A 13,051-nucleotide genomic window follows, 5' to 3' on the forward strand; every position below is an offset into this window, starting at 1 on the left:
GGCCGTAACTATAACGGTCCTAAGGTAGCGAAATTCCTTGTCGGGTAAGTTCCGACCTGCACGAATGGCGTAACGATGGCCACACTGTCTCCTCCTGAGACTCAGCGAAGTTGAAATGTTTGTGATGATGCAATCTCCCCGCGGAAAGACGGAAAGACCCCATGAACCTTTACTGTAGCTTTGTATTGGACTTTGAACAGATCTGTGTAGGATAGGTGGGAGGCTTTGAAGCGGTGCCGCTAGGTATCGTGGAGCCAACGTTGAAATACCACCCTGGTGTGTTTGAGGTTCTAACCTGGATCCCTTATCGGGATTGGGGACAGTGCATGGTAGGCAGTTTGACTGGGGCGGTCTCCTCCCAAAGCGTAACGGAGGAGTTCGAAGGTACGCTAGTTACGGTCGGACATCGTGACGATAGTGCAATGGCATAAGCGTGCTTAACTGCGAGACTGACAAGTCGAGCAGATGCGAAAGCAGGACATAGTGATCCGGTGGTTCTGTATGGAAGGGCCATCGCTCAACGGATAAAAGGTACTCTGGGGATAACAGGCTGATACCGCCCAAGAGTTCATATCGACGGCGGTGTTTGGCACCTCGATGTCGGCTCATCTCATCCTGGGGCTGTAGCCGGTCCCAAGGGTATGGCTGTTCGCCATTTAAAGAGGTACGTGAGCTGGGTTTAAAACGTCGTGAGACAGTTTGGTCCCTATCTTCCGTGGGCGCTGCAGATTTGAGGAAGCCTGCTCCTAGTACGAGAGGACCGGAGTGGACACACCTCTGGTGTACCGGTTGTCACGCCAGTGGCATTGCCGGGTAGCTATGTGTGGAAGAGATAACCGCTGAAAGCATCTAAGCGGGAAACTCGTTTCAAGATGAGATCTGCCGGGGCCTTGAGCCCCCTAAAGAGTCGTTCAAGACCAGGACGTTGATAGGTCAGGTGTGGAAGCGCAGTAATGCGTTAAGCTAACTGATACTAATTGCTCGTGCGACTTGACCCTATAACTTTGATTCAAGCAATCAAGGTTGTTATGCCATGTGACGCATTCAAAATAAGCTGATTGGCTCTATAAATTGGTCGTCTTGACCCAGTCAAGATGACAAAAAGTTATGCCTGATGACCATAGCGAGGTGGTCCCACTCCTTCCCATCCCGAACAGGACAGTGAAACGCCTCAGCGCCGATGATAGTGCGGATTCCCGTGTGAAAGTAGGACATCGTCAGGCTCTTACAGCAGAAAACGCCCCGCCATTCGACGGGGCGTTTTTATTTGTGCGATTGAAAAACCTGTTGGTTCTGAAGGCCGTAAGCGTGCGGTAAACCCATCTTGAATCGAAGTCGGTAAGTCAGGGCCGGGCCCCGCTCATTTGCCGGCTCGCAGCTCGCGGCGCAGGATCTTGCCGACGTTCGACTTGGGCAGCTCGTCGCGGAATTCGATGTACTTGGGATGCTTGTAGCCTGTCAGGTTCTGGCTGCAGTACTTGGCGACATCGTCCTCGCTGAGGGTGGGATCGCTGCGCACCACATAGATCTTGATAGCCTCACCTTGCTTGGTATCCGGCACGCCGATCACTGCGCATTCCAGCACGCCGTCACAGAGAGAAATCACGTTCTCGAGCTCACTGGGGAAGACATTGAAGCCGCTGACCAGGATCATGTCTTTCTTTCGGTCGACGATGCGGGTGTAACCCTGGGCATCCATGATGCCGATGTCACCGGTGCGCATGAAACCATCGGGCGTGAAGGCATTGGCGGTTTCTGCGGCCTGCTGGTAATAACCTGTCATCACGTTGGCGCCCCTGATGCAGATCTCGCCGGATTCACCCAGAGCGAGGGACTTGCCCTCGTCGTTCTTGATGGCGATCTCGACGCCGGGCAGGGGCAGGCCGATGGTGCCACTGAATTTGCTGGTCGTGACCGGGTTGTTGGTGCCGATGGCGCAGGTCTCGCTCATGCCCCAGCCTTCGACCATGGCGCAACCTGTGACATCCTGCCAGTGCCTGGCCGTGCCTTCAGAAGCGGCCATGCCACCCGCCTGCGAGATGCAGAGGTGAGAAAAATCAAGGGTGCGGAATTGCGGGTGTTGCAACAGGGCGTTGAACAGGGTGTTCACGGCCGGCAGCATGTGGAAAGGGCGGCGCTTAAGCACTTCGATGAATTTGCCAATGTCGCGCGGATTGGGGATCAGCGTCATGTGCGAGCCCCAGCGGATCGCCAGGAAACACAGGGTCAGCGCGAAGATGTGGTAGAGCGGCAGCGCGGCAACGCTGTTGGTCTCACGCACATTGCCCACCTTGTCCAGCGCCGGCGTGAACCAGGCTTCGGCCTGCAGGATGGCCGCGACCACATTGCGATGGGTCAGCACCGCGCCCTTGCTCAGGCCGGTGGTGCCGCCGGTGTATTGCAGGAAGGCGATCGAATCGAGATTGATGGCTGCGGGCTTGAGTGAGAGGTGGGCACCCTCGTCCAGGGCCTTGCGGAAGGGGGTGACGGTGCTGCCCTCGTTCACGGGCAGGCGGAACGGGGGGACCATCTTGGCAAGATGGCGCACGGCAAAGGTCAGCCATCGGCCATACCAGGGGCCCAGCAGGTCCCCGAAGGCCGTGAGCACAACGTGCTTGACGGGGGTGCGGGCGATGACCTCTTCCAAGGTGTGCGCGAAGTTCTCGAGCACCACAATGGCGGTCGCTCCGGAATCCTTGAGCTGGTGTTCCAGTTCGCGCGCCGTGTACAGCGGATTGACGTTGACGCAGGTGTAGCCGGCACGCAGGATGGCGGCCATGGTGACGGCAAACTGCGGGATATTGGGCAGCATGATGGCCACCCGCGCGCCTGGTTCCAGACCCAGACGCTGCAACCAGGCCCCCAGCGCCGCAGACAACTCGTCGAGCTGGCGGTAGCTCATCCAGCGCTCCATGCAGACGGAGAAGGGTTGGGTGGCATTCTTGCGGAATGACTCTTCCAGCAACTGGACCAGGGAGCTGTATTGGCCCGGGTCGATATCGTGAGGGACCCCGGCGGGGTAGCTGCGCAACCAGAATTTTTCCATCAGTGACTCCATGATCCGGCTATTGAACCGCAGTGGCGCCTGACGCGACATCGGGCTTGTCCTAGGTTGGCGGGTGAAACTGTCACGCACGCGTCAAGAGCGATGGCCTGGATGAACTGGATGAAAGGGGGAAATGCCCGTACAGTCGCGGCATGAGCGCCAACGACGAAACCAGCGACGCCGAGCGCAACAGCGAGCTGCTGCGCGTGCTTCCCGCCGAGCAAAGTGCGTCGGCACGTGCGCCCTGGGTGGCTGTCATCCGCCGCCTGGGTTCCCGGCACCGGGGCCGCATCGCACGGCATTTGCAGGCGCTGGACGAACGTGACCGCTATCTGCGTTTTGGCTATCTGGCCAACGACGCGCAGATCCAGGCCTATGTCGACACGCTGGACTTCGAGCGCGACGGCGTCTTCGGCATCTACAACCGCAAACTGGAACTGGTGGCGATGGCGCACCTGGCGCACTCCGTGGACAAGAGCTTCGACGCCTGCGCCGAGTTCGGTGTTTCGGTGCTGCCTTCGGTGCGCGGCCATGGCTATGGCAGCAAACTCTTCGGGCGGGCCGTGCGACACGCACGCAATGAAGGCGTGCACCTGATGTTCATCCATGCCCTGAGCGAAAACAAGGCCATGCTCAACATCGCTCGCAAGGCTGGCGCCACAGTGGAAAACGACGGATCGGAGGCGAGTGCATACTTACGCTTGCCGCCTGCCACTTTTGAGAGCCAGGTCACGGAAATGCTGGAGGAGCAGCTGGCGCGAACGGATTACCGCCTCAAGGTGCAGGCCAAGCAGTTCTGGGCATTCCTGACCGGCCTGCAGGATGTGCGCCGTGGTGTGCGGGACGCACGGCACAAATCGGGCGCCTGAGGGCGGCTGGCACCCCGTCATCTGCGGGTCCTGGTGATCCGCTATCCTATGGGGGTCGTAACAACTGCACCCATGTGCTGACGTCAGTGCCTGACCCTCACCCTGCGCGCGTCCCCGAAAAAGAAGACAAGCGCACCTTTCTGAAGAAGCTCGCGGAATTCATCCATCCGGGGCCGGACTCCACCGCCGAGCTGATCGAAACCCTGGCCGAGGCCGAAGACAACCAGGTCATCGGCGCCGAATCGCGCTACATGCTCGAAGGCGTGCTGCGCATGGCCGAGATGACCGCCGGGGATGTGATGGTGCCTGCGCCGCGCATGGACCTGGTCGACATCGGCGCCCCCTTCGACGAACTGCTCAACGTCGTGATCGACACGGCGCACTCGCGCTTTCCGGTCTACGAAAACGAGCGCGAAAACATCATCGGCATTCTGATGGCCAAGGACCTGCTCAAGCTGCAGCGCGCGCCCGAGCTCAACATCCGTGCCCTGCTGCGGCCGGCGGTCTTCGTGCCCGAGAGCAAGGGCCTGAACGACCTGTTGCACGAGTTCCGCGGCAACCGCAACCATCTGGCCATCGTCATCGACGAGTTCGGCCGGGTGGCGGGCTTGATCACCATCGAGGACGTGCTTGAACAGATCGTGGGCGAGATCGAGGACGAGTTCGATATCTCCGAGGACGAGGGCGATATCTTCGGTCTGGCTGACCAGACCTACCGCGTCAGCGGCCGCGCCTCCGTAGAGCGCGTCAACGAGGCCTTTGATGCCAAGATCACCGGCAGTGCACCCGAGGAAAATTTCGACACCATCGGCGGGCTGATTGCCCACGAGATGGGGCATGTGCCCAAGCGTGGGGAGCAGCATGTGATCAGCGGCCTGAAATTCGTGGTGCTGCACACCAAGGGAGGCGCCGTGAAGTGGTTCAAGGTTTCACCCGTGCCGCCGCCCAAGGCCAAACTTGATGCGTGAGCGCTGGGCGCGCGCCGGCTCCTGGGCCCTGAGCATCGGGGCCGGCCTCGCCCAGGCGCTGGCCATGGCAGCACCCTGGGACGGCCAGCCGCGCTGGTGGCTGCAAATTCTGGCGCTGGGCCTGCTGGCCTGGGTGCTCGAACGCAGCACCCATTGGAAGCAGGCGGCACTGGCCGGCTGGCTGTTCGCCACGGCCTGGCTGGCGACCACCTTCTGGTGGCTCTACATCTCCATGCACACCTATGGCGGCCTGCCCGCTGTGCTCGCTGTACTCGCTGTGCTGGCCCTGGCGGGTGGACTGGCGCTGTACTACGCGGCGGCCTGCGCCCTGCAGCAGCGTTACGCCCCGCGCAGCCCTGCGGCGCGGCCCCTGCTGTTCGCGGCGCTCTGGCTGCTGGCGGAGCTGGCGCGTGGCGTCTGGTTCACCGGTTTCGGCTGGGGCGGCAGCGGTTACGCCCATGTCGAAGGGCCGCTGGCGGCTTATGCGCCCTGGCTGGGCGTCTACGGCATCTCGGCCCTGGCCGCCTGGCTGGCCATGACGCTGCCGCAGATAAGGGCAGCCAGCCACTGGCAGCGCCTGGCGGTGCTGGCGGTTTTGGTCCTGCCTTCCATGCTGCAGATGGGAGGCGGCGAGCTGACCCGCTCTACCGGCCGCCTGAGCGTGGCCCTGCTGCAAGGCAATATCCCGCAGGACGAAAAATTCCAGCCCGGCAGCGGCGTACCCCTGGCTCTGCGCTGGTATGGCGAGCAGCTGCAACAGGAGCATGCGGCCCTGGTCGTGGCGCCTGAAACGGCCCTGCCCCTGCTGCCACAGCAGCTGCCCGAGGGGTATTGGGAAACCTTGCGCCAGCGTTATGCCGGCGGCCAGCAGGCGGCGCTGATCGGTCTGCCCCTGGGCAGCTACCGCGAGGGCTACAGCAATTCAGCGGTGGGTCTGGCGCCGGGCCAGACGCCCTGGCGCTACGACAAGCACCATCTGGTGCCTTTCGGGGAGTTCGTCCCGACCGGCTTCAAATGGTTCACGGCCATGATGAACATCCCCCTGGGGGATTTCAAGCGTGGTGATGCGGGCCAGCCCACTTTCGACTGGCAGGGCCAGCACCTGGCGCCCAATATCTGCTACGAGGACCTGTTCGGCGAAGAGCTGGGCGCGCGCTTTCGCGACCCGGCCCAGGCGCCCACGGTTTTCGTCAACCTCAGCAACATCGCCTGGTTCGGCAACACCGTGGCGATCGATCAGCACCTGCAGATCACACGCATGCGCGCGCTGGAGTTCGAGCGTCCCTTCGTGCGGGCCACCAACACCGGCGCCACGGCCATCATCGACCACCGCGGCCAGGTCATCGCCGAGCTGCCCCGTCACACCCGGGGCGTGCTGCGGGGCGAGGTGGAGGGACGCGCCGGCCTGACCCTCTACGCCCGCTGGGTGGCCTACGCGGGCCTGTGGCCCCTGTGGCTGGCCGGGCTGGCCCGGCTCATCTGGGCTGTCTGGCGCAAAAGAGCCTGACACAGCCCGGGGACGGGCCCGAAGCCCCGTAAAATCAAGGGCTTACGCGGAAATCCGTCCACTTCGGCGCCCCGGCGCGCGACGCTCGCTGCCGGGTGGATGCGCTTGCACTGACCCAAACATGTTGACCTTCCAACAAATCATCCTGAAACTGCAGTCCTACTGGGACGCCCAGGGCTGCGCGCTGTTGCAGCCCTATGACATGGAAGTCGGCGCCGGCACCTCGCACACGGCCACCTTCCTGCGCGCCCTCGGCCCCGAACCCTGGAAGGCCGCCTACGTGCAGCCCAGCCGCCGGCCCAAGGACGGCCGCTACGGCGAGAACCCCAACCGCCTGCAGCACTACTACCAGTACCAGGTGGTGCTCAAGCCCGCACCGAGCAACATCCTCGAGCTCTATCTCGGTTCGCTCGAAGCCCTGGGCTTCGACCTGAAGAAGAACGACATCCGCTTCGTCGAGGACGACTGGGAGAACCCCACACTCGGCGCCTGGGGCCTGGGCTGGGAGGTCTGGCTCAACGGCATGGAGGTGACGCAGTTCACCTACTTCCAGCAGGTCGGCGGCATCGACTGCAAGCCCATCACCGGCGAGATCACCTACGGCCTGGAACGTCTGGCCATGTACCTGCAGGGCGTGGACAACGTCTACAACCTCAAATGGACGGATGCCCTGAGTTATGGCGATGTCTACCTGCAGAACGAAAAAGAACAGTCGGCCTACAACTTCGAACACAGCGATGTCGACTTCCTGTTCACCGCCTTCACGGCGCATGAAAAGCAGGCCAAGCACCTGATGGAGCAGCAGCTCGCGCTGCCGGCCTATGAGCAGGTGCTCAAGTGCGCGCACAGCTTCAATCTGCTGGACGCGCGCGGCGCCATCTCGGTGACCGAGCGCGCCGCCTACATCGGCCGCATCCGCAACCTGGCGCGCGCTGTTGCGCAGAGTTATTACGAGAGCCGTGAGCGCCTGGGTTTCCCCATGGCGCCGCGCGAGTGGGTTGAGCAAATGACGAAGAAGGCAGCCTGAGACCATGACGACCCACAACCTTCTCGTTGAACTGTTTGTCGAAGAGCTGCCGCCGAAAGTCTTAGAAAAACTGGGCCGCGAATTCGCAACACGGATTGCCCTTAGCTTGACAACTCAAAGACTCTTTACCGAGCATTACGAATTGGGAGTGAACATCAAGCCTTATGCGAGCCCAAGGCGTTTGGCTGTTTGGTTAAAAGACGTTCTCGTCAAAGCACCTGATTCCGCGGTGTCGCAGAAGCTAATGCCCGTGGCCGTTGGACTTGATGCCGCCGGCAAGGCCACGCCCGCGCTGCTCAAAAAACTGCAAGCTCTGGGCGCTGATGTGGCCAACCCCGCCGTTGCCGTGGCCGCGCTCAAGCGCGCACCCGATGGCAAGGCCGAGGCCCTGTTCTATGACAGCATGGTCACGGGAGCCACACTGGAGAGCGGCTTGCAGAAGGCACTGGACGAAGCCATCGCCAAGCTGCCCATCCCCAAGGTCATGAGCTACCAGCTCGAGACCGATTGCGAGCTGCCCGGCTGGAGCAGTGTGAACTTCGTGCGTCCGGCCCATGGCCTGGTGGCCCTGCACGGCAGCACCGTGGTGCCCGTCAAAGCCCTGGGCTTGAAGGCCGGCAACAATACCAAAGGCCACCGCTTCGAGGCGAAGAAGGAGGCCGTGGTGCTCAAGGACGCCGACAGCTACGCGACTACCCTGCGCGAGGACGGTGCTGTCATTGCCTCATTCGCCGAGCGCCGCGCCGAGATCGTGCGCCAACTCACGGCAGCGGCAGCCAAGATTGGCGGTGGTGTACGTGCCATCGAAGACGAAGCCCTGCTGGACGAGGTGACGGCCCTGGTCGAGCGTCCCAATGTGCTGGTCTGTGAGTTTGAAAAAGAGTTCCTGGCCGTGCCGCAGGAATGCCTGATCCTCACGATGAAGGCCAATCAGAAGTACTTCCCCTTGCTCGATGCCGCCGGCAAGCTCACCAACAAGTTCCTCGTGGTCAGCAACATCAGCCCGGCTGACGCCAGCGCCGTGATCGGCGGCAACGAGCGGGTGGTGCGTCCGCGCCTGGCCGATGCCAAGTTCTTCTTTGACCAGGACCGCAAGAAGACGCTGACCTCGCGTGTCGAGGGTCTGGGCAAGGTGGTTTATCACAACAAGCTCGGCACGCAGGGTGAACGCATTGAGCGCGTGCGCGCCATTGCCAAGGCGATTGCGCAGCAACTGGGTGATGCCAAGCTGGTGGCGCAGGCCGACATGGCAGCCCGCCTGGCCAAGACCGATCTGCTGACCGACATGGTGGGCGAGTTCCCCGAGCTGCAGGGCATCATGGGTGCTTACTACGCGCGCCACGACGGTCTGGGCGACGATATCGCCCACGCCATCGAGGACCACTACAAGCCGCGTTTTGCCGGTGACGAGCTGCCGCGCAACACCGTGGGCCTGGTCGTGGCCCTGGCCGACAAGCTGGAGACCTTGGTCGGCATGTTCGGTATCGGCAACCTGCCCACGGGTGACAAGGATCCTTTCGCGCTGCGCCGTCACGCCTTGGGCGTGATCCGCATGCTGGCCGAGCAGAACCTTGCACTCGACTTGTCGGTGCTGCTGACGGCGACGCTGCCGGCCTTTGGTGACAAGGTGAGCGATGCCACGCCAGCACTGGCCGACTTCATCTACGACCGCCTCGCTGGCAGCCTGCGCGAGCAGGGCTACAGCGCACAGGAAGTCGATGCCGTGCTGGCCCTGCGCCCGCAGCGCCTGGGTGAAGTGGCCCAGCGCCTGGCCGCCGTGCGTGCCTTCGCCGCCCTGCCCGAAGCCGCCGCCCTGGCCGCGGCCAACAAGCGCATCAGCAACATCCTCAAGAAGGCCCAGGAGGTTGACGCGCATGTCAGCGAAGTGCTGCTCAAAGAGGCTGCCGAGAAGAGCCTCTACGCCGCCTTGAAAGACGTGGTCCCCAAGGCCAACCAGCAGTTCGAAGCCGGCGACTACACCGCCTCGCTCAAGACCCTGGCTGCCCTGCGCGTGCCGGTGGACGCCTTCTTCGACGGCGTGATGGTGAACGCCGAGGAAATGGACCTGCGACTGAACCGCCAGGGCCTGCTCAAGAGCCTGCACGAAGCCATGAACCGCGTGGCCGACCTGTCCCGATTGGCTGCATAACAGATGCACACCATGAAGCTGGTCATCCTCGACCGTGACGGCACCATCAACGAGGACAGTTCGGAATTCGTCAAATCCGCGGTCGAGTGGAAACCGCTGCCCGGTGCGCTGGAGGCGATTGCCAAGCTGAACCATGCCGGCTGGCATGTGGTGGTGGCGAGCAACCAGTCGGGGCTGGGCCGCGGCCTGTTCGATGTGGCGGCGCTCAACGCCATGCACGCCAAGATGCACAAGCTGTTGGCCGCAGTAGGCGGTCGCGTCGAGGCCATCTTCTACTGTCCGCATGCGCCCGACCAGATCTGCCGCTGCCGCAAGCCGCTGCCGGGTCTGTTCGAGCAGATCGGCGAGCGCTATGGTGTCGCGCTCAAGGGGGTGCCCACCGTGGGTGATTCGGCGCGCGACATCATTGCCGGTGCGGCTGCGGGTTGCGAACCGCATCTGGTGCTGACCGGCAAGGGCGGGGTCCTGCGTGGCCAGCCCCTGCCTGATGCGTTCCCGGCCGGCACGCGTGTGCACGAGAGCCTGCTGGCCTTCGCCGATTACCTGGTCGCACGCGACCCCGCCTGAGGAAACCGCCATGTCTTTCCTGCGCTCCCTGCTCCACATGCTCTGGATGTCGGTCACCGTCATCCCGGTGGCCATCGTCCTGCTGACGGCCTCGATCTTTGTGCGTGGTGATCCGCTCTACTGGATTGCCGTGTTCTGGCTGCGCCTGGCCGTGGTCGGCGCGCGCCACATCCTGGGCATCCAGGTGCGTGTCAGCGGCATGGAGCACCTGCCCGTGGGCGAGACCAGCTCGGCCATCCTGCTGGTCAAGCACCAGTCCACTTTCGAAACCTTTCTCATGCCCACGCTGATGCCGCACCCGCTGGCCTATGTGTTCAAGAAGGAATTGCTCTACGTGCCCTTTTTCGGCTGGGCCATGGGGCGGCTGGACATGATCCACATCGACCGTTCGCAGCGCAACGAGGCTTTCAGCAAGGTGGTGGCACAGGGCAAGCAACTGCTGGCGCGCGGGGTCTGGATCATCATGTTCCCCGAAGGCACGCGCATCCCGCGCGGCCAGGCCGGCACCTACAAGACCGGTGGCACGCGCCTGGCCGTGGAGACCGGCGCGCCCGTGATTCCGATCGCCGTGAGTTCGGCCAAGTGCTGGCCGCGCAAGGCTTTCATCAAGCGGCCCGGTATGGTCGACGTCTCCATCGGCGCACCGATTCCCAGCACGGGCCGTGAGCCGGCCGAACTCATGAAGGAAGTCGAGGCCTGGATCGAGGCCGAGACGCGCCGCCTGGACCCCGACGCCTACCCATGAGGCTCTACTAAGATCAGGGCATGCGCAGCTTCCTTCAGCTCGCCCTCGACCTCTTCGATGCAGCGCCCGTGCAGGCGCCGGTGTCCGAGCCTGCGCTGCACGGCCCGCAGCAGCCTGCCCAGCCCATTGCCAGCGTGATGGCGCCGGCCCGGTTCAGTCACCCCCGCGCCAACCGCGAGACGCGCCTGTGCGACGCCCAGGTGGCCTACGAGTTCAAGCGCGGCAAGCGCCGCACCATCGGCATGCAGGTGGGGCCCGACGGCCTGGTGGTCAGCGCGCCGCGCTGGGCGCCGCTCTACGAGGTGGAGGCCGCGCTGCAGGAGAAGGCGAGCTGGATCGTGCGCAAGCTCGACGAGATGCGCGAGCGTCAGCAGCGCCTGGACTCGACGCACATCGAGTGGCGCGACGGTACCAGCTTTCCCTTTCTGGGTGAAACGGTGATCGTGGTGCTGGACCCGACGCACGCCTACAGCGCGGTGGGCGGCAGCCTCAAGGCCGATGACGCGGAAGTGCTGCTGCACACCGATGCCCAGGCGAGCAACCTGACGCTGGAGGGGGTGCCGCGCCTGACCTTGCACATCGGCCTGCCGCAGCACGCGAGCACCCAGCAGATTCGCGACACCGTACAGGCCTGGCTCATGCGCCAGGCGCACCGCGTCTTCACTGAACGCCTGCAGCACTACGCGCCGCAACTGGGCGTGCAGTGGCGCAAGCTCTCGCTCAGCAGCGCGGGCACACGCTGGGGCAGCGCCAGCAGCGACGGTGCGATCCGCCTGAACTGGCGCCTCATCCATTTCCGACAGAGCGTGATCGACTACGTGGTCGCGCATGAGCTCAGCCATCTGCGCGTGATGGACCACAGCCCGCGCTTCTGGGACACGGTGCGTTCGGTCGTGCCGGACTATCAGAGCCTGCGCGGCGAATTGCGCGACGAAGCCCTGCCGCGCTGGCACTGAGAAAAAAGCCCGCACGCAGCGGGCTTTTCAGGGGGCGGGGGGCTTACTTCTTGGCTTCGGCCTTCTTCTCGGTTTTCTTGGCGGTCTTTTTCTCGGCCTTCTTTTCCATCTTGGCCCCGGCCTTTGCGGCCGGCTTGGCAGCAGCAGGGGTGGCCGGTGTCGCGGGTGCGGCAGGTGCGGCTGCCTGGGCAAAGACATTGGCAGCAAACAGGCCGGCGATCAGGGTAGCGAGGATCTTGCTCATTTCATTTGCCTTTCGGTGGATGTTGTGACTTCAGTGGATCTGAAGACACCCACACAACGGGACGCATGACGATTGCGTTGACCGGGCAGGTGTATCGAGACGTATCGGGGCGTGCATCGTTATGATGAAGCGGCTACATGCTCCAGCGACCCCAAGCAAACGTTGGCATGAGTACACAGGCCGATCCGATGTCTTGCAGGACCGCGGCCCCTGCATGATTTCCACGGAACAAGAACGATGGACTCCCCTCTGACCACTGTCTTCGCCCCGACAGGCTGCTTGCGCGCCTCGATCAATCTCGGCAACCCCATCCTGGCCAACAGGGATCCGCTTACAGGCGAAGCCGTGGGCGTGTCGGTCGATCTGGCGCGGACTTTTGCCGAGCGTCTGGGCTTGCCGCTGGAGCTGGTGGTGTTGGAAACGGCGGGCAAGTCGGTCGATGCCGTGCGGCAGGAACAGGCCGACATCGGATTTTTTGCCATCGATCCGCTGCGTGGCCAGGAGATCGCGTTCACCGGGCCCTATGTGCTGATCGAAGGCTGCTACCTGGTGCGCGCGGACTCCCTGTTGCAGCGCAACGAAGAAGTCGACCGGCCCGGCCTGCGTGTGACGGTGGGGGTTGGCAGCGCCTACGACCTCTACCTCAGCCGTGAGATCAAGCAGGCGCAACTGGTGCGTGCGCCCAGTTCGCCCGCAGTGGTGGAAACCTTCCTGGCGCAGGGGCATGACGTGGCCGCCGGTGTGCGGCAGCAACTGGAGGCCGATGCGCGGCGCTTTCCGGGTTTGCGTTTGTTGCCGGATCGTTTCATGGTGATCCGCCAGGCCATGGGTTGCCCCAAGAGCCGGGGCCCGGCGGCGAGCGAACACCTCGGTGCTTTCGTGGAGGAGATGAAAGCCTCCGGCTTCGTGGCGGACGCGCTCCAGCGGCACGCCATCCAGGGTGTCACTGTGGCGCCCGCTGGCGCCTGACCCG

At 63.3% G+C, this 13,051-nt stretch carries 11 protein-coding genes and 2 rRNA genes (1 of these 13 running past the window's edge); 11 read left to right on the forward strand and 2 right to left on the reverse strand.

The window, feature by feature from the left end; translation table 11 throughout:
* Positions 1–998 (forward strand): 23S ribosomal RNA (locus ACYVH8_RS01350); it begins 1,879 nt to the left of the window's first position.
* 112 nt (positions 999–1,110) lie between these two features.
* Positions 1,111–1,223: ribosomal RNA gene (gene rrf / locus ACYVH8_RS01355) — 5S ribosomal RNA — on the forward strand.
* A gap of 137 nt (positions 1,224–1,360) precedes the next feature.
* Here rrf and ACYVH8_RS01360 read toward each other — a convergent pair.
* Positions 1,361–3,046: an AMP-binding protein gene (locus tag ACYVH8_RS01360; RefSeq protein WP_460487080.1), complete on the reverse strand. Its 1,686-nt coding sequence runs from the start codon at positions 3,044–3,046 to the stop codon at positions 1,361–1,363.
* A gap of 152 nt (positions 3,047–3,198) precedes the next feature.
* On the opposite strand from ACYVH8_RS01360, the gene ACYVH8_RS01365 reads away from it, so the two are divergent.
* From ACYVH8_RS01365 to ACYVH8_RS01400, 8 genes are all read left to right on the forward strand, one after another.
* Positions 3,199–3,915 (forward strand): GNAT family N-acetyltransferase, encoded by a 717-nt coding sequence (locus ACYVH8_RS01365; RefSeq protein ID WP_460487081.1) that lies wholly within the window; start codon positions 3,199–3,201, stop codon positions 3,913–3,915.
* Between the two features lie 86 nt (positions 3,916–4,001).
* Positions 4,002–4,883, forward strand: a complete 882-nt coding sequence (locus ACYVH8_RS01370) for an HlyC/CorC family transporter (RefSeq protein ID WP_460487082.1) — start codon at positions 4,002–4,004, stop codon at positions 4,881–4,883.
* The gene (lnt, locus tag ACYVH8_RS01375) at positions 4,876–6,390 is read left to right on the forward strand and encodes an apolipoprotein N-acyltransferase (protein ID WP_460487083.1); all 1,515 of its coding nucleotides are present in this window, start codon (positions 4,876–4,878) and stop codon (positions 6,388–6,390) included. Before ACYVH8_RS01370 ends, lnt begins: the two co-directional genes overlap by 8 nt.
* Before the next feature lie 121 nt (positions 6,391–6,511).
* On the forward strand, positions 6,512–7,417 hold the full coding sequence (gene glyQ, locus ACYVH8_RS01380; protein WP_460487084.1) for a glycine--tRNA ligase subunit alpha: 906 nt from the start codon (positions 6,512–6,514) through the stop codon (positions 7,415–7,417).
* A gap of 4 nt (positions 7,418–7,421) precedes the next feature.
* On the forward strand, positions 7,422–9,566 hold the full coding sequence (gene glyS, locus ACYVH8_RS01385) for a glycine--tRNA ligase subunit beta (protein WP_460487085.1): 2,145 nt from the start codon (positions 7,422–7,424) through the stop codon (positions 9,564–9,566).
* Between the two features lie 12 nt (positions 9,567–9,578).
* Positions 9,579–10,133, forward strand: coding sequence for a D-glycero-beta-D-manno-heptose 1,7-bisphosphate 7-phosphatase (gene gmhB, locus ACYVH8_RS01390; RefSeq protein WP_460487086.1), 555 nt, complete (start codon positions 9,579–9,581; stop codon positions 10,131–10,133).
* 10 nt (positions 10,134–10,143) lie between these two features.
* A complete protein-coding gene (locus ACYVH8_RS01395; RefSeq protein ID WP_460487087.1) occupies positions 10,144–10,878 on the forward strand; it encodes a lysophospholipid acyltransferase family protein in 735 nt (244 codons plus the stop codon).
* 20 nt (positions 10,879–10,898) lie between these two features.
* Entirely contained in the window at positions 10,899–11,834 is a 936-nt protein-coding gene (locus tag ACYVH8_RS01400; RefSeq protein WP_460487088.1) for a M48 family metallopeptidase, read from the forward strand.
* A gap of 43 nt (positions 11,835–11,877) precedes the next feature.
* On the opposite strand, the gene ACYVH8_RS01405 is transcribed toward ACYVH8_RS01400, so the two are convergent.
* Positions 11,878–12,078, reverse strand: coding sequence for a hypothetical protein (locus ACYVH8_RS01405; protein WP_460487089.1), 201 nt, complete (start codon positions 12,076–12,078; stop codon positions 11,878–11,880).
* 237 nt (positions 12,079–12,315) lie between these two features.
* Here ACYVH8_RS01405 and ACYVH8_RS01410 point away from each other — a divergent pair, with 237 nt between their 5' ends.
* Positions 12,316–13,047, forward strand: a complete 732-nt coding sequence (locus ACYVH8_RS01410; RefSeq protein WP_460487090.1) for an ABC transporter substrate-binding protein — start codon at positions 12,316–12,318, stop codon at positions 13,045–13,047.
* The last annotated feature ends 4 nt before the right edge of the window (positions 13,048–13,051 follow it).

The organism is Curvibacter fontanus (assembly GCF_054780335.1).

Coding starts and splice junctions, on each gene's coding strand:
- ACYVH8_RS01360 (WP_460487080.1), bottom strand. CDS start 3,046: ATGGAAAAATTCTGGTTGCGCAGCTACCCCGCCGGGGTCCCTCACGAT.
- ACYVH8_RS01365 (WP_460487081.1), top strand. CDS start 3,199: ATGAGCGCCAACGACGAAACCAGCGACGCCGAGCGCAACAGCGAGCTG.
- lnt (WP_460487083.1), top strand. CDS start 4,876: ATGCGTGAGCGCTGGGCGCGCGCCGGCTCCTGGGCCCTGAGCATCGGG.
- glyQ (WP_460487084.1), top strand. CDS start 6,512: ATGTTGACCTTCCAACAAATCATCCTGAAACTGCAGTCCTACTGGGAC.
- glyS (WP_460487085.1), top strand. CDS start 7,422: ATGACGACCCACAACCTTCTCGTTGAACTGTTTGTCGAAGAGCTGCCG.
- gmhB (WP_460487086.1), top strand. CDS start 9,579: ATGAAGCTGGTCATCCTCGACCGTGACGGCACCATCAACGAGGACAGT.
- ACYVH8_RS01395 (WP_460487087.1), top strand. CDS start 10,144: ATGTCTTTCCTGCGCTCCCTGCTCCACATGCTCTGGATGTCGGTCACC.
- ACYVH8_RS01400 (WP_460487088.1), top strand. CDS start 10,899: ATGCGCAGCTTCCTTCAGCTCGCCCTCGACCTCTTCGATGCAGCGCCC.
- ACYVH8_RS01405 (WP_460487089.1), bottom strand. CDS start 12,078: ATGAGCAAGATCCTCGCTACCCTGATCGCCGGCCTGTTTGCTGCCAAT.
- ACYVH8_RS01410 (WP_460487090.1), top strand. CDS start 12,316: ATGGACTCCCCTCTGACCACTGTCTTCGCCCCGACAGGCTGCTTGCGC.